A 26,105-nucleotide genomic window follows, 5' to 3' on the forward strand; every position below is an offset into this window, starting at 1 on the left:
TGGCCGAAGAGGTTGCGGTCGCTGCCCTGCTGGACAGGCGCCGAGGTGGCCGGAGCCGACTTGCCGATCGACGCGGTGTTCGAATTGTCGGTCGAAGCGGCAGCAGCCTGGTTGGCGCCGTTGGAACCATAGTTGTCGCTGCCGGCGAAAGCGCTGCCGGAGAGAGCCAGAACGGCGGCGGCAGCAATGAGGATCTTGTTCATTTTAATACTCCTGAATTTGTAGGGTCCACCAGCGCGGCAGGGTCACCCGCCGCGTGCCGGGGATGGCTATTAATTGTTGCCGAAGAGGTTGTGGTCGGCGCCCGTCACAGGCGTCTGGGCAGCCGGCTCCGACTTCTTGGTCGAAGCGGTGTAGGAGCTGTCGACAGTAGCCGTGGGGGTCGCGGCGTTCGAACCATAATGGTCGCTGCTAGCGAAGGCGCTGCCGGAAATAGCCAGAAGGGCGGCGGCAGTGAGAATGATCTTTTTCATTTTTGTACTCCAGTATTTTTCCCGTCCGTCTAGCGGCGTGTCTTGGGATTAAATCGCGTCGTTCGGACAGCCCCGATGTGGGAGAGCCCCCTTGCCGTTTCCAATCACGAAGTTGTTCAGCGTGGACCATGACTCCACCACTTGAAATTGTACCAACGCCTTCTACATGTCTCATTTTTTCATTTGATATCAAATAGTTGTCTAAGATCACGACCCGATCACCAACTGTGTCGGAAGGCTGGGCGTTCACACCGTCCTGCACGCACCGTCAACAGAAACGAACCGTTCGGTTCGATTTTAGACTCTGCTAATAGTCACTTTTCGAAACCATTAACCCTTTTCCGGCCCGGCTGAGGGTCGAAAACGGTGCCCGCGCGCCTGGCGAGAAAAGGCGATTCCCCCGCTGCAACCGCGCCGGGACGATCCCGCGTATGTGTCGCGCCGCATGGATGCGATGTCGCTTTCGTGCCGATGTCGCAAACCCTGTCGTGATTAGATCGAGCGATCTCAGGTGCCGCTGCGTGACGACGGAGCGGAGAATTGGGAAGCCGGTCAGATTCCGGCGCTGCCCCCGCAACGGTGGTGGAGTTCAAGTCGCAACGGGAGACCACTGGGCGAAAGCCTGGGAAGGTGTCGCGATGGTCCGCCAGGACAACTCCAGAGCCCGGAAACCAGCCCGAGATCGCTAGAACTCGACTGATCGCGGTGGGCGGTCAAGGGGCGGATGGTGTTGTCCGGCTTTCGCCGGCTTGCGCCCAGTCCTTCCTCCATCACCACCAGTTCAGTCCTTGAAAATGAGGACAGGACATGGACGCGCGCAACGACATGCTGAGGCTTTTGAACGGCCGCAGACAGGGCCTTTCGCTGGAACAGCCCTTCTATACCGACCCGGACTACTTCAAGCTTGACATGGAACTGATCTGGTATCGCGACTGGCTTTTCATCGGCCATGATTGCGAGTTGCCCAAGCCGGGCAGCTTCATCACCGTGCAGATCGGCGATTATCCGGTCGTGCTGGTGCGCGATCAGCAGGGCAAGATCAACGCTTTCCACAATTCCTGCCGCCATCGCGGCAGCCGCGTCTGCAACACCGAGAAGGGTATGGCCGCCAAACTGGTGTGTCCCTATCACCAGTGGACCTACGAACTCGACGGCCGGCTGCTGTTCGCCCGCCAGATGGCCGATGGGTTCGACAAGAGCCAGTTCGGGCTCAAGCCGGTCGCCTGCGAAAGCGTCGCCGGCTATGTCTTCATCTGCCTGGCCAAGGAGCCCGCCGACTTCGCGCCGATGCGGGCGATGATCGAGCCCTATCTCCAGCCGCACCGGCTGAGCGAGGCCAAGATCGCCTTCGAGAGCACGATCATCGAGAAGGGCAACTGGAAGTTGGTCTGGGAAAACAACCGCGAATGCTACCATTGCGCGGGCAATCATCCTGAGCTGTGCAAGACCTTCCCGGAAGCGCCGACCGTGACCGGCGTGCAAGGCGCCGACAGCGATCCGGAGATGCTGGCCCACTGGGCGAAGTGCGAAGCTGTTGGCCTGCCCAGCAAGTTTCGCATCGACCCGGCTGGACAATACCGCGCCACCCGCGCGCCGCTGCTGCGCGATGCCCAGAGCTACACGATGACCGGCAAGCGCGCGGTGAAGAAGAACCTGTCCGACAGCGTCTCGGCCGACCGGATCGGCACGCTGATGCACTATCACTACCCGACAACCTGGAACCATATCCTCGTGGATCATGCGGTGACGTTCCGCGTGCTGCCGGTCAGCGCCACGGAAACAGCGGTTACGACCAAATGGCTGGTCCACAAGGATGCCGTGGAAGGCGTCGACTACGATCTCGCCGAACTCACCCATGTCTGGACCGAGACCAACGACCAGGACCGCCGCATCGTCGAGGAAAACGCCTTCGGCATCCTGTCGCCGGCCTACGAGCCCGGTCCCTATTCGGAGTTGCACGAGGGCGGCGTCATCCAGTTCGTCGACTGGTACGCGCGCTTTATCGGCCCACGGCTTTCCGAAGACGGCCGGCCTGCTCTGCGCAGTGTCGCCTAGCGCATGTCGGCCAAAACTGTGCAGCGGCTTTGGGATCACGACACGCCCAAAATGAAAGGTATGCAGGGATGAACGCCATGACTGATCTTGGCCTCTATCGCCACCTCGACCAGATGGCGCCGTGGAACGACAGGCTGCAGGTGCTGGAAGTAACCGGCGTCAGCGACGAGGCGCCCGACGTCAAGACCTTCACCTTCCGCTCCGACAACCAGACCTGGTTCCGCTACAAGCCGGGCCAGTTCGTGACGCTGGAATTGCCGACACCGGACGGCCCGCTGATGCGCACCTACACGCTGTCATCATCGCCGTCACGGCCATTCTCGATCGCGGTGACGGTGAAGGCGCAGGCGGGCAGCGTCGGCACACGCTGGATGTTCGATCACCTGACGCCCGGCTCGCACGTCAAGGCCTATGGACCGGGCGGCGACTTTTCGCTGCACAGCCACCCGGCGGCGAAATACCTGTTCATCTCGGCCGGTTCGGGCGTGACGCCGATGATGTCGATGCTGCGCTGGCTGAACGACTGCGCGCCATGGACCGATGTCGGCTTCGTCAATTGCGCGCGGCGCCCGGAAGAGATCATCTTTCGCAAGGAACTCGAACTGCTCGGCGGCCATATGCCGGGCCTGTCGCTCGGCTTCATGATCGAGGAGCGGTCGAGCCGCGAGGGCTGGTACGGCCATATGGGCCGCATCGACGCCATCCGGCTGCCGCTCCTGGCGCCCGATTTCCGCGAACGCGAAATCTTCTGCTGCGGCCCCGACCCTTTCATGCGCGCCGTGCGCGGCATGCTGGAGGCCGCCGGGTTCGACATGGCAAAATACCATCAGGAGAGCTTTGCCGCGCCGGCGGCGGAGGAAATCCCGGCGCCGTTTGCCTCGCCGGCTGAAGACGGCGCGGCGATTTGCGTCGAAGCCGCGACGCCGATCCGCTTCGCGCTTTCGGATGTCGACGCCGACTGTGTCGGCGGCCAGACCGTGCTGCAGACGGCGCGCGCCTCGGGCGTGCGAATACCGGCCGCCTGCGAATTCGGCCTTTGCGGAACTTGCAAAGTGAAGAAAGTCTCCGGCAGCGTCGAGATGAGCCACAATGGCGGCATCCTCGATCATGAGATCGATGATGGCTTCATCCTGGCCTGTTGTTCCAAGCCATTGTCGCCGCTTGAAATCGAGGCTTGATCCGCCCGGCTTTCGACTGAACCCGGAAATGGTCCCGCGTTGCCGGCAAAGGTTACCTTGCCAAGGAAGACCTGAAAGTTTACAGGCGTTGTTGGTGGAAGCGGTCCTGCTGGCGGGCAGGAAATGCAGGACGGGGCAACAATGACGCATGACTCCCACGCCTATGCGGTAGCGAGCCGGGATATCGTTTTCGAATCTTTCGATGGCGAGGCCGTGGTGCTCAATCTTGCCAATGGCAAATATTTCGGCTTTTCCGATTCCGGCAGCAAGGTATGGCAGGCGCTTTCATCCGGCGCGGACGCCCAGGCTCTGGTCGGGCTGAGCGCCGGCGGCTCGACAATAGGCCAGGCCGAACTCGAACGCTTCATATCGCAATTGCTCGAATTGGGTTTGCTGGTGCGCTTGGACGCGGCGGCGCAGCCTTTGCCGGGCGATTTGCCTGCCGAGCTTGCCGCCACGAACGAGCCGCTCAATGTGAGCATTCACGACGACCTCGCCGACCTGATCGTCGTTGATCCCATCCACGAGGTCGAGGAACCTCTCGGCTGGCCGGCGGTCAAGCAGGCTTCCTGACGGGGCGGCCGCAGCGTGATGGAAGGCGATTGATGCCGCGCGTCACGCTCGAAACCTTGCCGGATTACGCCAGGTATCTCATCGCCGCCGCTGAAGGCGCGGCCGCGTGCTATCCGACCATGCGAAAGGTTCGCCTGCCCTGGCTTGAACTGACCGTGCATCTCGGTCACGGCGTGCTTGCCGATGCATTGGGCCATGCTTTTGTCGAGCCCGGGCATGACCAGCCGGCACCGTCCACGGGTCGCATCTTCATCGCGCATCCCGGCATTGACGGCATCCCGGAGCCGGCGCACTGGGGCGATGCCCATTTCACCGAGCACGGTTTTGCCAAACGGCTCGCCGAAGCCGGTTTGCGCGGGCACCATTTCCACGACCTGGATTTCTGGCAGGTCTACGATCCGCACCGCCGCGTCGGCGTGCAGCTGATGGCCTCGGCCGATGCCTTTCCGCCCTGGGAGCCGGGAGCACCGCTGCGCGCCTTCCTGCACTGGGAATATGCCGCGCGCGGCATGCGGCTGACGCATGCCGGCACGCTTGGCATCGACGGCAACGGTATTCTGCTTGCCGGCTCGGGCGGGGCCGGGAAATCGGGGACCGTCGCCGCCGGCCTGCTTAACGGGCTCGACAGTGTCGGCGACGACTATGTGCTGATCGATCTCACCGACGGCGTGACCGCGCGCCCCCTTTTTTCGACGTTGAAGCAGGACACGGAAGGTTTCGCCCGGCTGGGCCTGCGGCAGCGGCTAACGGCGCAAGGCCCGCTGAACTGGCAAGGCAAGCACACGTTCCATATTCATGATATCGCGCCTCGGCCGGTGCCCGCCATGCTGGACATCGTCGCGCTGGTGGTGCCACATATCAGCGGAGGCGGAGCAAGTTCGATTATGCCGGTGTCGCGCAGGGATGCCATGATTGCCTTGGCGCCGTCCGGCATCGCCCAGATGCCGGGCGAGCGCGAAAGCGGCTTTCGCTTCTTCAGCGAATTGACGCGCCACCTGCCGTGCTTCCGTTTGTCCCTCGGCATCGACCCGGCAGAGATCGCCCGCACGATCGAGGATTTCCTGACACGAGGCGCCCGGTGAAGCTCAGCGTGATCATGCCTGTGTACAATCGCGAGCGCTATGTCGTCTCGGCGCTGCGCTCGCTCGTGCGGCAGCAAGATGCCGCCGATCTCGACATCATCGTGATCGACGACGGCTCGACCGACGGGTCGCCGGAGGCCGTGCGTTCGATGATGGCCGAGAACCCCTGCATTCGTCTTTTCCGGCAAGAGAACATGGGCGTGACCCGGGCTCGCAACGCTGGTCTCAGACTGCTCACGCCGGAAACGGAGCTCGTGTCGTTCCTCGATTCGGATGATGTCTCGCCTGCGGGACGATTCAAGGCCGATATCGCATGCTTTGACGCCGACCCCGCTCTGGAGCTTACCTATTCCCTGATGATGATGGTCGAACACATCGACGACGATCTGCTGGAACCCTGCCCCGGCAGCCATTTCATGACCGTGCGGGGAATTCATCTGTCGTCAGGCATTTTCTCGCGTAAGCTCATCGAACGGATCGGCGGCTTCGACGAGGCCTTCGGCCAGGCCGAAGACACCGACTACCTGCTGCGCACCTTTGAAAGCGGCCCCAGATTCGTCCTGCCGGATACCGTATCGCTTTACTACCGACGTCATCCCGGCAACATGACAAAGCAGGTCGACACATCCCTTCGGGAATTCTTGCGGGCCATCCACAAATCGATGAAACGGCGCAAGGCCGACCCTTCACTGCGCGGGATCGAAGGCATCTTCGATGTCAAAGAACTCGCCAACTGGCGCTTCATGTAGCATGCGGAGCTATGGCGTCGTCATACCGGCCTTCAACGCCAGCGGCACCATCGCCGAGACGCTGCGATCGGTCGCGGCGCAGACAGTGCGGCCTGAGCTGGTGGTGATCGTCGACGATGGATCCAGCGACGATCTCGCGGCGGCGATCGGCGGAACGGACCTGCCGCTGCAATTGCTGCGCCAGGCAAATGCCGGACCTGGGAGCGCCACGACAAGGGGCATCGCCGCCTTGTCGACGCCGCTCATTGCAACGCTCGATGCCGACGATCTGTGGCTGCCGAGCAAGGCCGAAACACAGCTCGCGCATCTCGAAAGGCATCCCGCAACGTCGGGCGTTTTTTGCCATTTGCGAAACTTCCGCAATGACCGGCCCGATGCACCCGAGGACGCGATCGTACCCGGTTGGTCGCGGACCACGATGCTGATCCGGCGCGAGGCCGCCGAGACCGTCGGACCAATCGTCGATCCGCCGGGCGGCCGCGGCGAAATGATCGACTGGATCGCGCGGGCACGCGAGACGGGCCTTGCCCTCGACATGGTGGAAGAGGTGCTGGCGCTGCGCCGCATCAGGCCCGGCAGCCTGTCCTATGGCCGCGATGCGGCGCGCGACCGCGGCTATCTCGAAGTGGCGCGGCTCGCCATGCTGCGACGGGCCCGGAACAAGGCCGGCGCGGGCTGATGGCGGGCATTCGCCGCATCAGCCGACGTTTCCCGGACTATGGCTGGTCCTGGCCGACGGGCGGGCTCGACCAACTGCTCAAGGCTGCCCTTCTTGTCGATGAGGACGCGGCCGCCGGTTGCGCCATGCAGTGGCTAAGCGCGAACGACATCGACCTTGTCTCCTTCAGGGAACACCGGCTGCTGGCCGCGATCTGCGATCGGTTCGGCCGGAAATTGGCCGGCCAATCCGCCTATCCGCGCCTTGTCGGCCTGCAAAAGATGCTGTGGACCAAGTCGCGCATGGCGATGCGCGAGGCCGAACCGGCGCTGCAGGCGATGACGGATTCCGGCTGCCTGGTGATGCTGATCAAGGGTGCCAGCCGCATTGCCTTGAACGCCTCGGCGCAGCGTGGCCGGGTGGCGCACGACATCGACATATTGGTGCGGCCGCAGGACATGCCGGCGGCATTCGGCGTGCTGCGCGACGGCGACTGGCAGATCGCCACCGGGGTGAGTCCCCAATATCTGAGGACAAGGCTGGCGTCGCTGCGCTCGATGAATTTTTTCAAGGGCAGTTATGGCGATATCGATCTGCACCAGCTTGCCTATGACGGCTCGCAGCAAAGCGACGAGGATGACCAGGCGATCTGGCAGCGCGCGGCGACGGCCGAATTCAGCGGTGTCGGCGTGCTGGTGCCGTCGCCCGCGGATCGCATCGCGCTCGCCATCGCGCATGGCGGGCTCGATGCCCATACCCACAGCGATTGGCTGGTCGATTGCGCGGTGGCCATTCGCACCGGCGGCGTCGACTGGGACGTGTTCCTCGATGTCGTCGCCAGGCGTGGCCTTGCCGTTGCCGCGGCGGTGGCGCTTTCCTACCTTGCGCTCGCTGTTGGCGTGACGGTGCCTGACAAGGTGCTGGCGCGCGTGCTGGACATGGCCGACCGCACCGGCCTTGCACGCTGGTCGGCGGTGCTGCAGGCCAAGCCGCGAACCGACTTCGGCAGGCTGACCTGGCTGTCGCGCGGCTTCGCCAAGCAGTTGCGGCTGAGACGCAAGAGCGGTCGGCTGCGGCAGGAGCCGCCCGCCAGGGCATGGCGCGGCAGAGCATGGCGCGGCAGGCAGGCACCTCGCGAGCCGCTGGAAGGACAGTCGCCCCTGGCCTTCTCGCAGGCCATACCGTGCCCTGCGACGGCAGGGGAGATGATGCTGGACATCACGATCAGGATCAGCGTCCCGCCGGTCCGGCGCCGCATCGAAATGGAGATCAATGTGGGCGACGACCACGTGGCGCGTCTGCGTGCGATGGCCATCAGCCGGTCTGGTGGAGAGCGGGTGCTGTGCTTTCGCGGCAAGGTTACGTTCGATGGCCGACAGCATGCCCTGACGCTGGAAGCGCGACCGTCCCGGCAGTTCCGCCAATGGGACGATCAGGCGACGGTCGCCACCTACGGCGCTTTGCCTTTCCATCTGGTCTCGGCGATTTTTTCACCGCTGCGCTGAACTGAACTATCGCTGGTCGCCCAAAGGTCGGCGGCGCCGTGCGGGGCGCGAACCCTCGCCTATACGGCGCCCTCGTCGGGCTTCGTCACCCGCCGCAACGTCAGATTGATCCTGCCGCCGTTCTTGAGCAGCGCCGAGGTCGAAGGGTAGATGCGGTCGACGCCATGGAAGGCAAGACGGCCCTCGCCGCCAAGCACGACGACATCGCCGCTTTTGAGCCTGAACGATTTGGTGGCGCCATCGCGGGTTGTCTGGCCGACCCTGAACAGGCAATCGTCACCCAGCGAGACGGAGACGACGGGTGCCGAGAAATCGGCCTCGTCGCGATCCTGATGCAGGCCCATCTTCGCTTCCGGCGTGTAGAAATTGATCAGGCAGGCCTGCGGTGGATTGGGATAGCCCGACACCTGACGCCACAGGTCTAGCAGACTGTCGGGGATAGGCGGCCACGGCTCTCCGGTCAGCGGATGCGTCGGCTGGTAGCGATAGCCGCGTTCCTTGTCGGTGACCCAGCCGAGAGGACCGCAATTGGTCATGCGCACGCTCATCTCCTTGCCGGTCCGAGGCATGGCCGGCACGAACAGCGGCGCCTGCTGGACAATGCTTCTCACCTCCTCGACCAGCGTCTCCTGGACGGCGCGGGACAGATGGGCCGGCATGTGACGGATGCCTTTGGGCAGAACGAGCATGGGTTGGCTCATGTGAATGGTTCGGAGCCTCAGCATGCCACCGCCAGACGAAAACGGCGACCCGAAAGCGGTCGTGGTTTTTACGAGGGATGGCCGCAGCGAATTCGTCTTGGCCAAATGGCGGTTGACGAACAAAGATGACTAACATAGTCAAGATTTAGAACCGGACCGGTTGACACAAGAATTTTCAGCTTCCGCGTCCAGCGAAGCCGCGGGCAGCCAACGAGAGCGAGGGATATGGAAGTGACATTTCTTCAAGGCTTCAACGCGATCGAACGGGGCTGCATCTGGTCGCGGCGAGGACTGCTTGCCACGACATGCCTGGCGACGCTGGCTGGTGCCTACCAAGCCTCCGCCCAGCAGGCAGGCACCCAGGCATCGGGCGGCGCCACCGTGCTCGAGCCCATTACGGTCAGCGGCGAGGCCGGCGGCGACACGTCCCGTGAGGACGACAGGACGGTGGCTGCCAAGCGCAGCTCCGGTGCGACCAAGACGGACACGCCCCTCATCGAAACGCCCCGCTCCGTCTCGGTGGTGACACGCAAGGAACTCGAGGAGCGCGGCGCGCAGGACATTGTCGAGGCGGTGCGCTATTCCTCAGGCGTCAGCACCGGCGCTTACGGATTCGACCCGCGATTCGACCAGATCTACATCAGGGGCTACGACGCAACCACGCTCGGCGACTATAAGGACGGCCTGCGCCAGCCCTATATCAACTACGGCACGTTCCGCACCGACCCCTACTCGCTCGAACGCGTCGATGTGATCAAGGGACCGGTATCGGTGCTTTACGGCGCGGGAACGCCGGCAGGCATCGTCAACAAGGTGCCCAAGCTGCCGACCAAGGACAGGATCAGGGAAGTCGAACTGCTTTATGGCGCGAAGGACAGGGCGCAGGCCGCCTTCGATTTCGGCGGTCCGGTCACCAAGGGCAGTGACGATTTCCTCTACAGGATCGTCGGCCTGGCGCGAAACGGCGACACCAATTTCGACATCGCCGACGACCGCTATTTGCTGCAGCCGTCGTTCACCTGGAATCCGGACGCCGCGACGTCCTTCACCATCTATGGGCTGGTGCAGGCGGACGAGACCGATTCCAATGTCGGCGTGATCACCGATCCGTCGGGAAAGGTCCACACCCTGCGCGAGAGCGACCCCGACTATGACCATCAGAAGATCCGGCAGCAGCAGGTCGGCTACAAGTTCGAGCACGATTTCGGCGGCGGCATCACGGTGCGCCAGAATGTACGATACTCCCATCTCGACCTGAGGTCGCGCTATCTCGCGGTCTCCGGTTGGACAGGCACGGTCGCGCATCGTTATGCGACCGCAATTCGCGACGAAATGAACGTCTTCCAGGCCGACAATCAGGTCGAGGCCAGGTTCGACACCGGGGCGCTCGCCCACACGTTGCTTCTCGGCCTCGACTACACGAACCTGACCTCTTCCTTCGGCTATGGGTTCGATCCGACCGATCCGGCCTACGATTTCGACATTGCCAACCCGACCTACGGTTTCTCCGGCCCGACCCCGGACACCACGTTCTCTGCATCCGACGCGGATCTGAGCCAGACCGGCGTCTATGCGCTGGATCAGGTCGAACTGGACAAATGGCGTTTCACGTTCGGTGGCCGCCAGACCTGGGTCGAGCAGACGCGCGACTATTTTGGGGGCGGTTCCGAAGCGGTGAACAAGAACGCCTTCAGCATGCAGGCCGGCGCCCTCTATCTGTTCGATAGCGGCGTCGCGCCCTTCGCCAGCTACGCGACGTCATTCGAACCGATCTCGAACCGCTCGGCCGATGGCGGCGGCATTCTTCAGCCTACGAAGGGCGAACAGTTCGAAGTGGGGGTCAAGTACCAGCCACCGGGAACGGATATCCTGCTGTCCGCGGTCGCCTACCATCTGGTCGAGAAGAACAAGCCGGTAGTCGTCGATCCCAATGCGGGCACCTATCGTTCACTGGGCGAGGTCACCAGCAATGGTTTTGAACTGGAAGCCCGCGCGGCCGTCATGGACGGGCTCGACGTGATCGCGGCCTATAACTACAACCATGCCGAGATCACGGGCGCCGGCCCTGACTCGACGGAGTTGGACAAGGTCCCCGCCGTCACCCCCGAACATGTCGCGAGCCTCTGGGCGAACTACAAATTCGACGAGGGCAGTGCGGCACCCGGCCTTTCGGTGGGAGCCGGCGTGCGGCTGCAGAGCGCGACCTATACCGACACGTCAAACACCGCCAAGAACGATGCCGCCGTCTATCTCGATGCCTCGGCGTCCTACGATTTCGGCGCCATCGACAAGAGGTATGAAGGTGTCTCGGCCGCTTTCGCCGTCCGCAATATTGCCGATGACCGCGCGACGGTGTGCAATTCCGGTTATTGCTACATGGGCCAGGGCCGCAACATCACGGCTTCGCTGAAGCGCCGCTGGTAAAGGCAACGCCGCGCGCCTTTCGGACGCGCGGCGCACTGATTCAGCGTTTTGATACAACCATGCCCGGCGATTAGCCAAGTTCTGGAATACGCAGAACCTGGCCCGGATAGATCTTGTCGGGATGGGTCAGCATCGGCTTGTTCGCCTCGAAGATGACCGTGTTCTTGGCGCCCTGGCCCTTGCCATAGCTCTTTTCGGCGATCTTCCAGAGATTGTCGCCCTTCTGGACCGTATAGAAAGTCGGCTCCTTGGCTGCGGCCGCCGTGCCGGAAGCCGGCGCGACCTGCAACTCGTCGGTCTGCACCTTGGAGACGCCCAGCGTGTTGCCGACGGCGATGACCGCCTTTTCGAAGATCGACTGGTCCTTGACGACGCCCTTCAGCACCGCCGTATCACCCTGGACAACGACCTGCACGCCATCGGTACCGAGCTTGTGTGAATCGAGCTCTTTCTTGAGCGTGTCGGCGGTGGGTGCGGCTTCCTCGTCGCCGCCGATGCCGAGCTTCTTGCCGACGTTCTTGACGAAATCGAACATACCCATCTCTAGGTCTCCCTTGCTGTGGCAATAAGGGAAACCTCGCATCCGCAACGCAAAATTGAAAGTGGTTTTGCGGGCACGATTTGCGTGTTGCTCAATCGTTCTCCACGCGACCGCGCAGCTTCTTGATCGTACCGCGCCCCGCCTTGCTCTTCAGCCGACGCTCGACCGCGCCTTTCGACGGCCGTGTCTTCTTGCGCGGCGGCGGCGGCGGTTCGGCGGCCTTGGCGACCAGTGCCGTCAGCCTGGCCCGTGCGTCGGCGCGGTTTTGCTCCTGCGTGCGAAAGCGTCCGGCCTCGACGACGATGACCCCATCCTTGGTGGCGCGCTGGCCGGCAAGTTTTATGGTCCGCTCGCGTACGCGGTCCGACAGGCCCTCGGCGTTCCGCGCGTCGAAGCGAAGCTGCACCGCCGTCGCCACCTTGTTGACGTTCTGGCCGCCGGGACCGGACGAGCGGATGAAATCCTCGTGCAGGTCGCCCGGGTGAATCACGGCTTCGCCCGATATGATGATATCGTCGTCGATCGGCATGCCGCAGTCATGGCGCGGCGGACCGAAAAAGAAAAGGCCCGATCGAAAGCGCAGCCCCTAACTGACATATGACGATCCTGATCACGACGCCCAGGCGAGTTCGCCAAGATGGCGACGGAGCCATTTCGTCTCTTCCGATGCCGTGCGCCCGAAATGCCGTTTGAAATCGCGGCTGAATTGGGAGGGGCTCGCATAGCCTACCAAAGCCGCGACCTCTGCGATCGTCCTGTTCTGGCGTGCTATCATCAATCGTGCTTCGTGGAGCCGTATCGCCTTCACGTACTGCATTGGACTGTTGCCGGTCAGGCTCTTGAAATGGACATGGTAGGAAGGAACGCTCATGCCCACGTCTTTTGCCAGGTCGCCGATCGAAATTTCAGAACCGTAGTTCTCTCGCAACCAGGCCAGGCTCTGGATAATCCTTCCGGACGTGCCTTTCTGCTGTAGCGCCGCGAGCATTGCACCGCCCTGCGGGCCGACCAGCACCCGGTAATGCAGTTCGCGCAGAATGCCGTCACCAAGGACGAGAGCTTCAACGGGGCTGCGAAGTGCCACAAGGAGGCGCAGCAGGACATCCTCTATTTCGGGGGCCATCCTGCTTGACACGAGACCTCGCGGCTTGCCGCTCGCCGGTTCGGCATGCATCTGCGCTTGCATGGCGAGTTCGGCTGCCATCTGCATATCGAACTCAACATAGACCGCAAGCAATGGTCGCTCCGAGCTGGCCATCGATTTCATGCGGAATGGAACGGGCACCGAAACCGCCAGATAGTGCTCCTCGTCGTAGAGGTAGATCTCCCTTTCGAGGATACCCTGCTTGCTTCCCTGTAATACGAACACCGCGCCTGGCTTATAGAGGACCGGGATGTCGTGAAGCACGGCTTCCGTCCGGAGTATGCGGACGCGGCTGAACGCGGTCGGATTGTAGCCGCAACGAGGGGCGAGAGCTCCGGCCAACTCGACCAGCTTGGATCGTCCGTGTTTGGGAGGAATAGGATTTGGCAACAAATTCAGAGAATCCGCGATCGAAATGCTCGGTTCCTCATAATATTTGTTAACTCATCACCAATCAAGGAAAGCTTGCGATCATGTCACAGAAGACCTTCTTTATCACCGGCGCGAATTCCGGCTTCGGCTTGGCCATAGCTTCCGCGGCTATCCAGATCGGCCATAAGGTGATTGGCGCCGTTCGCTCGGAGACATCACGCGCAGCGCTCGCCGACGTTCTTCCCGCAGCTCGACCGGTACTGTGCGACGTAACGGAATTCGACGCCATACCCGACGTCGTCAGGCAGGCGGAGAACGAACATGGACCGGTTGACGTGCTGATCAACAATGCCGGCTATGGGCATGAGGGAGTGCTTGAAGAGTCGCCGATCGAAGAGATGCGGCGTCAGTTCGACGTGAATGTCTTCGGCGCTGTCGCCGTCGCTAAGGCTTTTCTTCCCCGGTTTCGGGAGCGACGTCGTGGATTCATCGTCAATGTCACGTCGATGGGCGGCATGATTACCATGCCCGGCATTGCTTACTATTGCGGCAGCAAGTTTGCGCTCCAGGGCATATCGGAGGTGATGCGTTCGGAAATGGCCCCGTTCGGTGTCCGCGTGACCGCGGTCTGCCCCGGCTCGTTCCGGACGGATTGGGCTGGACGATCAATGGTCCGCACAGAGAGATCAATCACTGACTACGACGCGCTTTTTGATCCGATACGTGAGGCGCGACAGGTAAAGAGCGGCAAGCAGCTCGGTGATCCCGATAAACTGGCAGCCGCCGTTTTAGGCCTGGTCGAGTCCAGTGATCCGCCGCCGCAGCTTCTGCTTGGCAGCGATGCTCTCAAGCTCGTGTCGGACAGAATCGAACGTCTACGGCAGGAAATCGAGGTGTGGAAGTCTGTCACTGTCTCGACCGACGGCTGACGGCACCGACGTCCTGCCTGCGCCTATTCCGCCGCTTCCTGCATGTGCGGCGCCGCGCCGAGGACGGAGGCGTCGACATGGCTTTCGAACTTCTCGAAATTGACGGCGAACATGCCGACCAGCCTTGCCGCTTGCCGGTCATAGGCCGATTTGTCGGCCCAGGTCGATCGCGGATCGAGGATGGCGCTGTCGACACCAGGCGCCGCCAGCGGCACCTCGAAGCCGAAATTGGCGTCGGTGCGGAAAGCGCCTGCCTTCAGCGAGCCGTCGAGGGCAGCGGCGAGCAAGGCGCGCGTCGCCTTGATCGGCATGCGCTTGCCGGTGCCATGGGCACCGCCGGTCCAGCCGGTGTTGACCAGCCAGCAATCGGCGCCGTGGCGAGCGATGAGCTCGCGCAGAAGATTGCCGTATTCCGACGGATGGCGCGGCATGAACGGCGCGCCGAAACAGGTCGAGAAGGTCGCTTCCGGTTCGGTCACGCCTCTTTCCGTTCCGGCCACCTTGGCCGTGTAGCCGGAAAGGAAATGATACATCGCCTGCGCCGGCGTCAGCCGGGCGATCGGCGGCATCACGCCGAAAGCGTCGGCGGTCAGCATGATGATGTTCTTCGGATGACTGGCGCGCCCGGTCTTCGAGGCATTGGGGATGAAGTCGAGCGGATAGGCGCACCGTGTGTTTTCGGTGAGCCGGCCGTCATTGAAATCCGGCATGCCATCGGCGTCGAGTACGACGTTTTCCAGCACGGTGCCGAAGCGCTGCGTGGTGGCGAAGATCTCCGGTTCGGCTTCCGCCGACAGCTTGATCGTCTTGGCGTAGCAGCCGCCTTCGAAATTGAAGATGCCGTGCGGACCCCAGCCGTGCTCGTCATCGCCGATCAAGGTGCGCGACGGATCGGCCGACAGCGTGGTCTTGCCGGTTCCCGACAGGCCGAAGAAAATAGCGGCATCGCCGGCCGGTCCCTCATTGGCCGAGCAATGCATCGGCATCACGCCTTTCTCCGGCAGGAGGTAGTTGAGCATGGTGAACACCGACTTCTTCATCTCGCCGGCATAGGAGGTGCCACCGATCAGCACGATCTTGCGCGTCAGGTCGACGGCGATCACCGTTTCGGTGCGGCTGCCGTGGCGGCCGGGATCGGCGCGGAAGGACGGCAGGTCGATGATCGTCATCCCGGGCACGAAGTGTTCGAGTTCGGCCGCCTCGGGACGGATGAGCAGGTTACGGATGAACAACGAGTGCCAGGCAAGTTCGGTGATCACCCTGGTGGGCAGCTTTAGCTCCGCGTCGGCACCGCCGACCAGATCCTGCACATAGAGGTCCTTGTCCCCGGCATGGGCCTGGAAATCGGCGAGCAAGGCGTCGAACTGTGCCGGCGAGATCGCCTTGTTGTTGTCCCACCAGACTTGCGGCTCGGTGGCGGCGTCGCGGACGATGAACTTGTCCTTGGGCGAGCGACCGGTGTGCTGGCCGGTCTCGGCGAGCAGCGCGCCATGCGCGGTCAGCCGGGCTTCACCGCGCCGGATCGCTTCCTCGTAGAGCGCGGCCGCGCCGAAATTGTAGCGCACCGTGCCAGAGGTTTTCAGACCGACACGATCGATCGCGCAGGCAGGATTGCGTTTGCCGACTTCCGACATTGGTGACCCTTCTCAAGATTTGCCGCATCTTTGCCGGCGTATTTCCGGCACACCCACTAAGCAGGCTAGGATGGTCAGAACCAGAAAAGCCAAATGATATCAAATCATTAATCGATTTAGATATTTTGAAAGTTGTTTAAATCGTTTATATATGCGAAAAGTTTCACGGTTGCCCAAAGGATTGGCGAGGTTCGTTCGTCCAATCCATGTCGAGGTCGGATTGTGGCCGGCGGCACCCCGCGCGTGACAGCGGTTAAGGCCTATGCCACATTTTGTACCTAATTTGTCCTGCAAAAGCCCCTTCTCTACGACAGAAGGGACAGCTCATGAGGGAGCCGCTTGAAATGGCAACAATCGCGCTTGTCGATGACGACCGCAACATTCTGACGTCGGTGTCGATCGCCCTCGAATCCGAGGGATATCGTGTCGAGACCTACACGGATGGTGCGTCCGCGCTGGAAGGCCTGGCGGCCAGGCCGCCTAATCTCGCCATCCTCGACATCAAGATGCCGCGCATGGACGGCATGGAGCTGCTGCGCCGGATGCGCCAGAAATCCGACCTGCCGGTGATCTTCCTGACCTCCAAGGACGACGAGATCGATGAATTGTTCGGTCTCAAGATGGGCGCCGACGACTTTATCCGCAAACCGTTCTCGCAGCGCCTGCTGGTGGAGCGGGTGCGCGCCGTGCTGCGCCGTGCCAGTGCCCGCGAGGCCGCGGCAAAAGCGCCGAGTCAGCAGGCCCGCTCGCTCGAACGTGGCCAGCTCGTCATGGACCAGGAACGCCATACCTGCACCTGGAAGGGTGAGCCGGTGACGCTTACCGTCACGGAGTTCCTGATCCTGCATTCGCTGGCGCAGCGTCCCGGCGTGGTAAAAAGCCGTGATGCGCTGATGGATTCGGCCTATGATGAGCAGGTCTATGTCGATGACCGCACGATCGACAGCCACATCAAGCGGCTGCGCAAGAAGTTCAAGGCTGTCGACGACGACTTCGAGATGATCGAAACCCTTTACGGAGTCGGATATCGGTTCCGCGAAGCGTAATTTGATGTATGTCGAGCAGAAGCGGTCCCTAGTGTGGGGCTGCGACATACGTCAAACCTGGGACTAGCGGGAGCTGCTGTTCGATGGCAGTGGAAGCACAGCGAACAAGACCGGCGGGCGCCGCCAGGCGGCCGTCGCGCATCATGCCTTCCTTCGTGTCGAAAATCACGGTGCCGATGCGCCGCTTCCTCGGCCACCATATCTTTTCCAGCCTGACGCGGCGTATTCTTTTCCTCAATCTCGCCGGGCTGGCGGTGCTCGTCACCGGCATCCTCTATCTCAACACCTTCCGCGACGGGCTGATCGACGCGCGCGTCGAAAGCCTGATGACGCAGGGCGAAATCATCGCCGGCGCGATTGCGGCGTCGGCGACGGTCGAGACGGATTCGATCAGCATCGACCCGGAAAAACTGCTTGAGCTGCAGGCCGGCGAAAGCCTGGGGCCTGGCTCGGACCAACTCGACAATCTGGATTTTCCGATCAATCCCGAGCGCGTGGCGCCGGTCCTGCGGCGGCTGATCTCGCCGACCCGCACCCGAGCCCGCATCTATGACCGCGACGCCAATTTGCTGCTCGATTCGCGCCATCTCTATTCGCGCGGTCAGATCCTGCGCTACGACCTGCCGCCGGTCGAGGAGGAGGAGCCCGACCTTGTCGAGCGCGTCCAGAAATTCATCTTCGACTTCTTCCGCAACACCGACCTGCCGGTCTATCACGAACAGCCCGGCGGCAACGGCGCCGCCTTCCCGGAAGTGGTCAAGGCATTGACGGGCAGTCCGTCGACCATCGTGCGCGTCTCGGAACAGGGCGAGCAGATCGTCTCGGTGGCGGTGCCGATCCAGCGTTTTCGCGCCGTGCTCGGCGTGCTGATGCTGTCGACCGAAGGCGGTGATATCGACAAGATCGTCGCCGCCGAACGCAAGGCGATCCTGCGCGTCTTCGGCATCGCGGCGCTCGTCACAGCCATCCTGTCGATGCTTTTGGCGTCCACCATCGCCAACCCGCTGCGCCGGCTGTCGGCGGCGGCCGTACGGGTGCGTCGCGGCGTCAAGAGCCGCGAGGAAATCCCAGACTTTTCCGACCGCCAGGACGAGATCGGCAATCTGTCGATTGCCGTGCGCGACATGACCAACGCACTCTATGCGCGCATCGAGGCGATCGAAAGCTTCGCGGCCGATGTCTCGCATGAGTTGAAGAACCCGCTGACGTCGCTGCGCAGTGCTGTCGAAACATTGCCGCTGGCGAAGAATGACACCTCCCGTGCGCGCCTGATGGAGATCATCCAGCATGACGTGAAACGGCTGGACCGCCTCATCACCGACATTTCCGACGCCTCGCGCCTCGACGCGGAATTGGCGCGCGAAGATGCCGGCACCGTCGACCTGAAGAAATTCGTCACCGACCTCGTCGCTGTTTCGCGTGAAACCACGCGCAACAAGAAGGCGGTCGAGATCGAGCTCAAGGTCGCCAAGCTGCCGCAGGGCGCCAAGGGCTATGTCGTCGTAGGTCACGATCTGCGCATCGGCCAGGTCATCACCAATCTGATCGAGAACGCCCGTTCCTTCGTCCCCGAGGACCATGGCCACATCAGCCTGTCGCTGGCGCGCGCCGGCAAGTTCAACATCCTGACCGTCGACGACAACGGTCCCGGCATCCGCGCCGACGCCATCGACCGCATCTTCGAACGTTTTTACACCGACCGGCCCGCCGGCGAGGCGTTCGGCCAGAATTCCGGCCTTGGCCTGTCCATCTCCAGGCAGATCGTCGAGGCCCATGGCGGTACGCTGACCGCCGAAAACATACCAGGCACCAAGCCCGGCGAGATCAAGGGCGCACGCTTCGTCGTGACGCTCCCGGCCGAGGGATGACCGCCAATCGCCAGGGATCGCGACGTGCGGCCTGACAACATACACGCCACGGCGCTGCTGATCGGCGAGAGCGGCATTCTCATCAGCGGCTCATCCGGGTCGGGCAAGACAACGCTGGCGCTGACGCTGATCAGCCATTGCCTGCAACGCGGATTGTTCTCACGGCTCGTCGGCGACGATCAGCTCTTCGTCGAAGCCCATGCCGGGCGGCTGGTGTGCCGTGCGCCCGCCACCATCGAAGGCCTTGCCGAGGTGCCGGGACATGGGCCACGGTCCCTGCCGTTCGAACCGGCCTGCGTCGTCGATCTGCATGTGCGCCTGTTGCCGGCCGGCGAAATCGCACGCTTCCAGGAGGATGCAAGCGACGACATCGCCGGCTGTGCGGTGGCGCGCATCGATCTGGCCGAGCGCAATGTCGCGGCCGCCTTGCTCGCCGTGATGGCGCGGCTGTCGATCCCGCCTTTTCTATGATCCGCGCTGGGTTTTTTGCTGCAATGCGTCAAAATGGCGTGGGCCGGCGCAATTTTGGGCTTGTCAACGGGCCGCGCGTCGACAAGATAGCGCTCCCGCCGCCTGGATTGGCTGGCGAGCATAAAATGCGCCTGTGAAGCGGCGATGACGGGAGCCACCAAAGAATGATCGGACTCGTGCTTGTAACGCACGGTCAACTGGCCACCGAGTTCAGACATGCCGTCGAACATGTCGTCGGGCCACAAGACAATTTCGAAACCGTGGCGATCGGTGCCGACGACGATATGGAGCAGCGTCGCCGCGACATCGTCGACGCCGTCGCCCGTGTCGATACGGGGGCGGGTGTGATCGTGTTGACCGACATGTTCGGCGGCACGCCGTCCAACCTTGCCATCTCGGTAATGGAGTCCGGCCGCACCGAGGTGATCGCCGGCATGAACCTGCCGATGCTGATCAAGCTGTCGTCGATCCGCAAGGGCGACAACATGGCGGCCGCGCTCGATGAAGCGCAAGCCGCGGGCCGCAAATATATCAACGTCGCCAGCCAGCTTTTGAGCAGCAAATGAGTACGCTGTCGCCTGACAAGGACCAGATCGTCAGGGAGTTTCCGATCGTCAACCAGCGCGGCCTGCATGCGCGCGCCTCGGCGAAATTCGTCCAGCTTGCCAGCGGTTTCAACGCTTCGGTCCATGTCGAGAAGGACGGCGTCAAGGTCGGCGGCACCTCGATCATGGGCCTGATGATGCTGGCGGCCAGCCCTGGATACTCGATCCGCGTCACCGCCAGCGGCCCGGAGGCGCTCGAGGTCATGGACGCGCTGGAGCAGCTCGTCGCCTCCCGTTTCGGCGAGGAGTGCTGACCCGGAAGTCAGCCATCCGAGACATGCACGAATAAAGATTTCTTTATATCCCATTGTCGTGCGAAGCCCGATCTGCTAGTCAGGCCGGCAATTCGCGCCCTTCGACGCGCCGACCGGCGCGGGCGCATCCGCAACCAATTCGCAAGCCAAACGATCAATTCACAGCAAGACAATTCGCATCGGAGCACTGCCATGACGGGTAGCAAGGACTATGTGGTCGCCGACATCTCTCTTGCCGGCTGGGGCCGCAAGGAACTCGATATCGCCGAAACCGAAATGCCGGGCCTGATGGCCTGCCGCGAGGAATTCGGGGCCAAGAAGCCGCTCAAGGGCGCGCGCATTACCGGCTCGCTGCACATGACGATCCAGACGGCGGTGCTGATCGAGACGCTGAAGGTGCTCGGCGCCGACATCCGCTGGGCTTCCTGCAACATCTTCTCGACCCAGGACCACGCCGCCGCGGCCATCGCCGAGACCGGCATTCCGGTCTTCGCCGTCAAGGGCGAGAGCCTCGAACAGTACTGGGACTACACCGACAGGATCTTCCAGTGGGCCGATGGCGGCCTCTCCAACATGATCCTCGATGACGGCGGCGACGCCACCATGTACATCCTGATCGGCGCCCGCGCCGAAGCCGGCGAGGACGTGCTGTCCAATCCGCAGAGCGAGGAAGAGGAATATTTCTACGCCCAGGTCAAGAAGCGCCTGAAGGCTTCGCCGGGTTTCTTCACCAAGCAGAAGGAAGCGATCCGCGGCGTCACCGAAGAGACGACGACCGGCGTCAACCGGCTCTACCAGTTGCAGAAGAAGGGCCTGCTGCCCTTCCCGGCCATCAACGTCAACGATTCGGTCACCAAGTCGAAGTTCGACAACAAATATGGCTGCAAGGAATCGCTGGTCGACGGTATCCGCCGCGGCACCGACACGATGATGGCCGGCAAGGTCGCGGTCGTCTGCGGTTATGGCGACGTCGGCAAGGGCTCGTCGGCCTCGCTCAAGGGCGCGGGCGCCCGCGTCAAGGTCACCGAGGTCGATCCGATCTGCGCGCTGCAGGCGGCGATGGACGGCTTTGAAGTGGTCACGCTGGAAGATGCGGCACCGACCGCCGACATCGTCATCACCACCACCGGCAACAAGGATGTGGTTACCCTCGACCACATGCGCTCGATGAAGGACATGGTGATCGTCGGCAACATCGGCCATTTCGACAACGAGATCCAGGTTGCGTCGCTGCGCAATCTGAAGTGGACCAACGTCAAGCCGCAGGTCGACATGATCACCTTCCCGGACGGCAAGCGCATGATCCTCCTATCGGAAGGCCGCCTGCTCAATCTCGGCAACGCCACCGGCCACCCGAGCTTCGTCATGTCGGCCTCCTTCACCAACCAGGTGCTGGCGCAGATCGAGTTGTTCACCAAGGGCGAGCAGTACCAGAACCAGGTCTATGTGCTGCCCAAGCATCTCGACGAGAAGGTCGCACGCCTGCATCTCGACAAGCTCGGCGCCCGCCTGACCGAGCTGTCGGGCGAGCAGGCCGCCTATATCGGCGTCACGCCGCAGGGGCCGTTCAAGCCGGAACACTACCGCTATTAACCAAAGCCGAATTTGCTACAAGATATTGATGCCGGGCGATTGACTTTTCGCCCGGCATTTTTTTGCGCCGAATGATTCTTCACGCCGATTCCAGCAGGCGCTATTGTTGTGATTCGCGGGTCCAGGGGCGAGGACCGGCGCACGCGTCAGGGCGGTCTTGCATTCAGGCGGCGAAGAGGACCAAGACATGCCGGGGGAAAACCCGCTTCACGCGGGACAGGCCGTTTCCGGCGGCCATCAGGATTCGGGGACCACTGGCTCGCGGCGCCTTTCGTGGCGTGGCCGCGCGGGGCTGTTGCTTGCCGGCTCCACACTTGCCGGCCCGCTGCTTGGCGGGGTTGCATGCGCCCAGGGCGCCGAAGTGGCGGCCGGCCTTTCGGTCAGCACGATCGAGGTCATGCAGCTAGCCGTCTTTGCCGGAGTGATGGGAGCGGCATTCCTTTCGGCCATCGTTCTCATTCGCGAACGCGCGCGCACCTCGGCGGAAAATGTCGAGCTGAGAAGCCGCGTCGCCGATATCAGCGCAGCGTTGCGACGTTCGGAAGCGCTGCTCAATCTGCGCGACCAGCGTGTGGTGGTCTGGGCCTCGGAAAACAAGAAACCCGAGCTCATCGGCACATTGCCGACCGAAAGCGGAGCGCCGGAGGAACGGGCCGCATTCCTCGCCTTTGGGCGCTGGCTGATGCCGCGCTCGGCGGCGGCACTCGAACATGCCGTGACGGGTTTGCGGGAAAAAGGCAGGGCGTTCGACCTGGTGGTGGAATCGCAGGCCGGCGCTCCGTTGGAAGTGCATGGCCGAAAGAGCGCGGCCCATGTGCTGGTGCGGTTTGTCTCGCTGTCCGAGACACAGCGCAGCCAGGCCCGGCTCAAGATCGAAAACCAGCGGCTGGCCGCCGACCATGACACGATGATCGGCCTGCTCGAGGCGCTGAAGATGCCGGCATGGCTGCGTGACGAGCATGGCCGGCTGAAATGGGTCAACCGGGCCTATGCCGACGCGGTCGAAGCCGAGAACGCTGAAGCCGCCGTGCGTGACGCCCAGGAGTTCCTCGGCGGCCAGGCGCGCGAGGCCATCGCCGCCCAGCACAAATCGCATCCGGTGTTCGAGCAATCGCTTTCGACGGTGATCGAAGGCGACCGCCGCGTGTTTGCCGTGACCGACTTTGCCGGCGCCGACGGTTCGGCCGGCCTTGCCTGCGACACCAGCGCCATCGAGGCCATCCGCGGCGAATATGAGCGGACCGTGCGCAGCCATGCCGATACGCTCGACCAGCTCAACACGGCAGTCGCCATCTTCGACACGAACGAGAAGCTGCGCTTCTTCAACCAGGCTTTCCAGAAACTGTGGGGGCTCGACAGCGGCTTCCTGCACAGCGCGCCCGACAACGCCCTTTTGCTCGACCGGCTGCGCAGCGAGGGCAAGATCGCCGAACAGCCGGAATGGCGCCGCTGGAAGGAAGGCCTGCTCGGCGCCTATCGAGCGGTCGAATCGCAGGAACACTGGTGGCACCTGCCGGACGGCAAGACCATCCGCGTCGTCGCCAACCCGCAACCCAAGGGCGGCGTCACCTGGGTGTTCGAGAACCTGACCGAGAAGATGGATCTCGAAAGCCGCTACCGCACCGCGGTCCGGGTCCAGGGCGAAACGCTCGACAATCTGGCCGAAGGCGTGGCGGTGTTCGGTCCCGATGGCCGGCTGCGGCTGTCGAACCCGGCCTTTGCCACGCTGTGGGGGTTGGGCACGGAAGTCGCCAAGCCCAATGTGCACGTATCGACCATACGCGAGCTCTCAGATCGGCAGGCGGTCGAGAGCCCCTGGCCCGGCTTTGTCGCCGCCATCACCGGCTTCGACGACGAGCGCCGCGAGCGTCACGGCCAGACCGAGCTCAACAACGGCACCGTGCTGCGCTACGCGGTGATTCCGCTGCCCAACGGGCAAGTGATGATGACCTTCGTCGACGTCACGGACAGCGTCCATGTCGAACGCGCGCTCAAGGACAGGAACGAGGCGCTGGAGAAATCGGACCAGCTCAAGAACGACTTCGTCCAGCATGTGTCCTACGAACTGCGTTCGCCGCTGACCAACATCATCGGTTTCACCGAGCTGCTGTCGCTGCCGGCGACTGGCCCGCTGACGCAGAAGCAGCGCGAATATGTCGAACATGTCGGCTCGTCCTCCTCGGTGCTGCTGACCATCGTCAACGACATACTCGACCTGGCGACCGTCGATGCCGGCATCATGCAGCTCGACATTTCCGAGGTGCATGTGGACCGCACCATCGCGGCTGCCGCCGAGCTTGTCGCCGACCGGCTGGAGGAGCATTCGATCCGCCTCGCGGTCGATGCCGCCGCCGCGCCGAAGACGTTCCATGGCGACGAAACGCGCATCCGCCAGATCCTCTACAATCTGCTCAGCAACGCCGCCAACTACGCGCCGGAGGCCAGCACCATCCGGCTGGCCTGCCGCCAGCTGGCGGACGGGGTCGAGTTCTCGGTTCACGACGACGGACCCGGCATGCCGCCCGATGTGCTCGATTCGGTGTTCCGCCGCTTCGAACCGCGCGCCAATGGCGGCCGCCGGCGCGGCGCTGGCCTCGGCCTGTCGATCGTCAAGAGCTTTGTCGAACTGCATGGCGGCGCCGTTCGCATCGAAACCGGCAAGGACAAGGGCACGACCGTCATCTGCACCTTTCCCGACATGCCGGGTATCCGCGCAGCGGCCGAGTAGCGCGCTCGATGACGGAACCGGTGCTGGAGCGTTTGCTCGCCGACGAGACCCAGACAGCCCGGCTGGGCGAGGATCTGGCGTTGGCGCTGCGCGTGGGCGACGTGCTGGCGCTCAAGGGCGATCTCGGCGCCGGCAAGTCGACGCTGGCAAGGGCACTGATCCGGGCGCTGGCCGACGATGCCGGTCTCGAAGTGCCGAGCCCGACGTTCACGCTGGTACAGAGCTACGATACCCGCGTGCCGGTTCACCATTTCGATCTCTACCGCCTGTCCTCGGCGGCCGAGCTCGACGAACTCGGCTTCGAGGAGGCGCTGGCGCAAGGTGCCGCCCTGATCGAATGGCCTGAACGGGCTGACGGCTACCTGCCCAAAGCGACGGTGCTGATCGAGCTCGTCCAGCATGGCGAGGGCCGGCTGGCCCGATTGTCGGGGCAAGGCGCTACCTTCGACCGTATGGCGCGCTCGCTGGCCATGCGCGGCTTTCTGGAGAGCACCGGCTGGGGGCAAGCGCGGCGCCGGCACTTCATCGGCGATGCCTCGGCCCGCTCCTACGAGATCGTAACGCTTGCCGGCGAAGCGCCGCGCGTGCTGATGAACTCGCCGCGGCTGGTGCTCGGCCCGCCCGTGCGCGACGGCAAACCCTATGCCGTGATTGCCCATACGGCGCAGTCGGTGTCCGCCTTCGTCGCCATCGACCGTGCGCTGCTGGCCGCCGGGGTCGCGGTGCCCAGGATCGACGCGCAGGATCTCGACCAGGGTTTCCTGCTGCTCGAGCATCTGGGCTCGGAAGGTTTCCTCGACGGCAATGGCGAGCCGGTCGCCGAACGGTACGAGGCGGCGGCCGAACTGCTTGCCATGATGCACGGCAAGGCCTGGCCTCACCGCATGGAGGCGGCTCCCGGCGTCGTTCATGACGTGCCGCCCTTCGATCGCGACGCCATGCTGATCGAGGCCGACCTGCTGATCGACTGGTACGTGCCGGCGATATCGGGCGAGCCGGCAAGCGAGGCGCTGCGTTCCGGCTACCACAAGATATGGAATGCGCTTCTCGACCGGCTGCAAGGCAGCGAATACACGCTGATGCTGCGCGACTTCCACTCGCCTAACATCATCTGGCGCGGCGAGCGATCCGGCCTCGACCGGCTCGGCATCGTCGACGTCCAGGACGCGCTGATCGGGCCTTGCGCCTATGACGTCGCCTCGCTCGCCATGGACGCCCGCGTCACCATGGCGCCCGAGATCGAGAAGCGGACGCTCGACGCCTATGTCGCCGCGCGTCATGCAGCAGGCGGCTTCGACGAAGAAAGCTTCCTCGAAGCCTATGCAATCATGGCCGCGCAGCGCAATTCCAAGATTCTGGGTATTTTCGTGCGCCTCGAAAAACGTGACGGCAAACCCTATTATCTCAGGCACCTGCCGCGCATCCGCGATTATCTCAGGCGGGCGCTGTCACATCCCACGCTCGCCGACCTGCGGGATTTCTATAGCGCGCACGGGCTGCTGGAGGAACGAGCGCTGTGACA

24 protein-coding genes and 1 riboswitch are annotated in these 26,105 nt (G+C 63.1%); of the genes, 17 read left to right on the top strand and 7 right to left on the bottom strand.

Annotated features, from left to right (window positions below):
• The coding region (locus FJ943_RS00005) for a DUF680 domain-containing protein (protein ID WP_140711620.1) at positions 1-203 on the bottom strand (203 nt) is incomplete at its 3' end.
• A 69-nt stretch (positions 204-272) separates the two neighbouring features.
• Positions 273-473 carry a DUF680 domain-containing protein gene (locus FJ943_RS00010; protein ID WP_015314343.1) on the bottom strand — a complete coding sequence of 67 codons (201 nt, stop codon included), beginning with the start codon at positions 471-473 and terminating at the stop codon, positions 273-275.
• A gap of 492 nt (positions 474-965) precedes the next feature.
• Positions 966-1,168: riboswitch (cobalamin riboswitch) on the top strand.
• Positions 1,169-1,280: 112 nt separating this feature from the next.
• On the opposite strand from FJ943_RS00010, the gene FJ943_RS00015 reads away from it, so the two are divergent.
• The 7 genes from FJ943_RS00015 to FJ943_RS00045 all read left to right on the top strand — a co-directional run bounded on the left by FJ943_RS00015 (position 1,281) and on the right by FJ943_RS00045 (position 8,273).
• Positions 1,281-2,528 (top strand): aromatic ring-hydroxylating dioxygenase subunit alpha, encoded by a 1,248-nt coding sequence (locus tag FJ943_RS00015; RefSeq protein ID WP_140660096.1) that lies wholly within the window; start codon positions 1,281-1,283, stop codon positions 2,526-2,528.
• A gap of 77 nt (positions 2,529-2,605) precedes the next feature.
• A complete protein-coding gene (locus FJ943_RS00020; RefSeq protein ID WP_140719113.1) occupies positions 2,606-3,706 on the top strand; it encodes a hybrid-cluster NAD(P)-dependent oxidoreductase in 1,101 nt (366 codons plus the stop codon).
• A gap of 141 nt (positions 3,707-3,847) precedes the next feature.
• Complete coding sequence (locus tag FJ943_RS00025; protein ID WP_140615104.1) at positions 3,848-4,279, top strand: PqqD family peptide modification chaperone; 432 nt, start codon at positions 3,848-3,850, stop codon at positions 4,277-4,279.
• A 32-nt stretch (positions 4,280-4,311) separates the two neighbouring features.
• The gene (locus FJ943_RS00030; protein WP_140711626.1) at positions 4,312-5,361 is read left to right on the top strand and encodes a serine kinase; all 1,050 of its coding nucleotides are present in this window, start codon (positions 4,312-4,314) and stop codon (positions 5,359-5,361) included.
• A complete protein-coding gene (locus FJ943_RS00035; protein ID WP_015314347.1) occupies positions 5,358-6,110 on the top strand; it encodes a glycosyltransferase family A protein in 753 nt (250 codons plus the stop codon). Before FJ943_RS00030 ends, FJ943_RS00035 begins: the two co-directional genes overlap by 4 nt.
• Before the next feature lies 1 nt (position 6,111).
• The gene (locus tag FJ943_RS00040; protein WP_015314348.1) at positions 6,112-6,789 is read left to right on the top strand and encodes a glycosyltransferase family A protein; all 678 of its coding nucleotides are present in this window, start codon (positions 6,112-6,114) and stop codon (positions 6,787-6,789) included.
• Complete coding sequence (locus tag FJ943_RS00045) at positions 6,789-8,273, top strand: nucleotidyltransferase family protein (protein WP_140719115.1); 1,485 nt, start codon at positions 6,789-6,791, stop codon at positions 8,271-8,273. The genes FJ943_RS00040 and FJ943_RS00045 overlap by 1 nt, the downstream gene beginning before the upstream one ends.
• 59 nt (positions 8,274-8,332) lie before the next feature.
• Here the strand turns inward: FJ943_RS00045 and FJ943_RS00050 are convergent, their stop codons facing one another.
• A complete protein-coding gene (locus FJ943_RS00050) occupies positions 8,333-8,962 on the bottom strand; it encodes an alpha-ketoglutarate-dependent dioxygenase AlkB (protein WP_015314350.1) in 630 nt (209 codons plus the stop codon).
• Positions 8,963-9,199: 237 nt separating this feature from the next.
• Between FJ943_RS00050 and FJ943_RS00055 the strand changes: the two genes are divergently transcribed.
• Positions 9,200-11,398: a TonB-dependent siderophore receptor gene (locus FJ943_RS00055; RefSeq protein ID WP_140719117.1), complete on the top strand. Its 2,199-nt coding sequence runs from the start codon at positions 9,200-9,202 to the stop codon at positions 11,396-11,398.
• Positions 11,399-11,468: 70 nt separating this feature from the next.
• On the opposite strand, the gene lysM is transcribed toward FJ943_RS00055, so the two are convergent.
• The 3 genes from lysM to FJ943_RS00070 all read right to left on the bottom strand — a co-directional run bounded on the left by lysM (position 11,469) and on the right by FJ943_RS00070 (position 13,476).
• The gene (gene lysM, locus FJ943_RS00060) at positions 11,469-11,939 is read right to left on the bottom strand and encodes a peptidoglycan-binding protein LysM (protein WP_140719119.1); all 471 of its coding nucleotides are present in this window, start codon (positions 11,937-11,939) and stop codon (positions 11,469-11,471) included.
• A 91-nt stretch (positions 11,940-12,030) separates the two neighbouring features.
• The gene (gene arfB, locus FJ943_RS00065; protein WP_140719121.1) at positions 12,031-12,468 is read right to left on the bottom strand and encodes an alternative ribosome rescue aminoacyl-tRNA hydrolase ArfB; all 438 of its coding nucleotides are present in this window, start codon (positions 12,466-12,468) and stop codon (positions 12,031-12,033) included.
• 81 nt (positions 12,469-12,549) lie between these two features.
• Positions 12,550-13,476: an AraC family transcriptional regulator gene (locus FJ943_RS00070; protein ID WP_140719123.1), complete on the bottom strand. Its 927-nt coding sequence runs from the start codon at positions 13,474-13,476 to the stop codon at positions 12,550-12,552.
• Between the two features lie 80 nt (positions 13,477-13,556).
• Here FJ943_RS00070 and FJ943_RS00075 point away from each other — a divergent pair, with 80 nt between their 5' ends.
• Positions 13,557-14,384 carry an oxidoreductase gene (locus FJ943_RS00075; RefSeq protein WP_140660104.1) on the top strand — a complete coding sequence of 276 codons (828 nt, stop codon included), beginning with the start codon at positions 13,557-13,559 and terminating at the stop codon, positions 14,382-14,384.
• Positions 14,385-14,407: 23 nt separating this feature from the next.
• Here FJ943_RS00075 and FJ943_RS00080 read toward each other — a convergent pair whose 3' ends face one another.
• Positions 14,408-16,018 carry a phosphoenolpyruvate carboxykinase gene (locus FJ943_RS00080; protein WP_015314356.1) on the bottom strand — a complete coding sequence of 537 codons (1,611 nt, stop codon included), beginning with the start codon at positions 16,016-16,018 and terminating at the stop codon, positions 14,408-14,410.
• A gap of 344 nt (positions 16,019-16,362) precedes the next feature.
• Here FJ943_RS00080 and FJ943_RS00085 point away from each other — a divergent pair, with 344 nt between their 5' ends.
• The 8 genes from FJ943_RS00085 to tsaE all read left to right on the top strand — a co-directional run bounded on the left by FJ943_RS00085 (position 16,363) and on the right by tsaE (position 26,103).
• The gene (locus FJ943_RS00085; RefSeq protein ID WP_010912942.1) at positions 16,363-17,064 is read left to right on the top strand and encodes a response regulator transcription factor; all 702 of its coding nucleotides are present in this window, start codon (positions 16,363-16,365) and stop codon (positions 17,062-17,064) included.
• Between the two features lie 83 nt (positions 17,065-17,147).
• On the top strand, positions 17,148-18,932 hold the full coding sequence (locus FJ943_RS00090) for a sensor histidine kinase (protein ID WP_015314357.1): 1,785 nt from the start codon (positions 17,148-17,150) through the stop codon (positions 18,930-18,932).
• 24 nt (positions 18,933-18,956) lie between these two features.
• Complete coding sequence (locus FJ943_RS00095; protein WP_140719125.1) at positions 18,957-19,403, top strand: HPr kinase/phosphorylase; 447 nt, start codon at positions 18,957-18,959, stop codon at positions 19,401-19,403.
• 164 nt (positions 19,404-19,567) lie between these two features.
• The gene (locus tag FJ943_RS00105; RefSeq protein ID WP_010912939.1) at positions 19,568-19,969 is read left to right on the top strand and encodes a PTS sugar transporter subunit IIA; all 402 of its coding nucleotides are present in this window, start codon (positions 19,568-19,570) and stop codon (positions 19,967-19,969) included.
• Positions 19,966-20,262: an HPr family phosphocarrier protein gene (locus FJ943_RS00110; protein WP_015314359.1), complete on the top strand. Its 297-nt coding sequence runs from the start codon at positions 19,966-19,968 to the stop codon at positions 20,260-20,262. The genes FJ943_RS00105 and FJ943_RS00110 overlap by 4 nt, the downstream gene beginning before the upstream one ends.
• A gap of 192 nt (positions 20,263-20,454) precedes the next feature.
• Entirely contained in the window at positions 20,455-21,855 is a 1,401-nt protein-coding gene (gene ahcY, locus FJ943_RS00115; protein ID WP_140719127.1) for an adenosylhomocysteinase, read from the top strand.
• A 187-nt stretch (positions 21,856-22,042) separates the two neighbouring features.
• The gene (locus FJ943_RS00120) at positions 22,043-24,583 is read left to right on the top strand and encodes an ATP-binding protein (protein WP_140719129.1); all 2,541 of its coding nucleotides are present in this window, start codon (positions 22,043-22,045) and stop codon (positions 24,581-24,583) included.
• A gap of 8 nt (positions 24,584-24,591) precedes the next feature.
• Positions 24,592-26,103 (top strand): tRNA (adenosine(37)-N6)-threonylcarbamoyltransferase complex ATPase subunit type 1 TsaE, encoded by a 1,512-nt coding sequence (gene tsaE, locus FJ943_RS00125; protein WP_140719131.1) that lies wholly within the window; start codon positions 24,592-24,594, stop codon positions 26,101-26,103.
• Positions 26,104-26,105 lie beyond the last annotated feature (2 nt).

This window comes from Mesorhizobium sp. B2-3-10, from assembly GCF_006442275.1.
GTDB classification, from domain to species: Bacteria; Pseudomonadota; Alphaproteobacteria; order Rhizobiales; family Rhizobiaceae; genus Mesorhizobium; species Mesorhizobium australicum.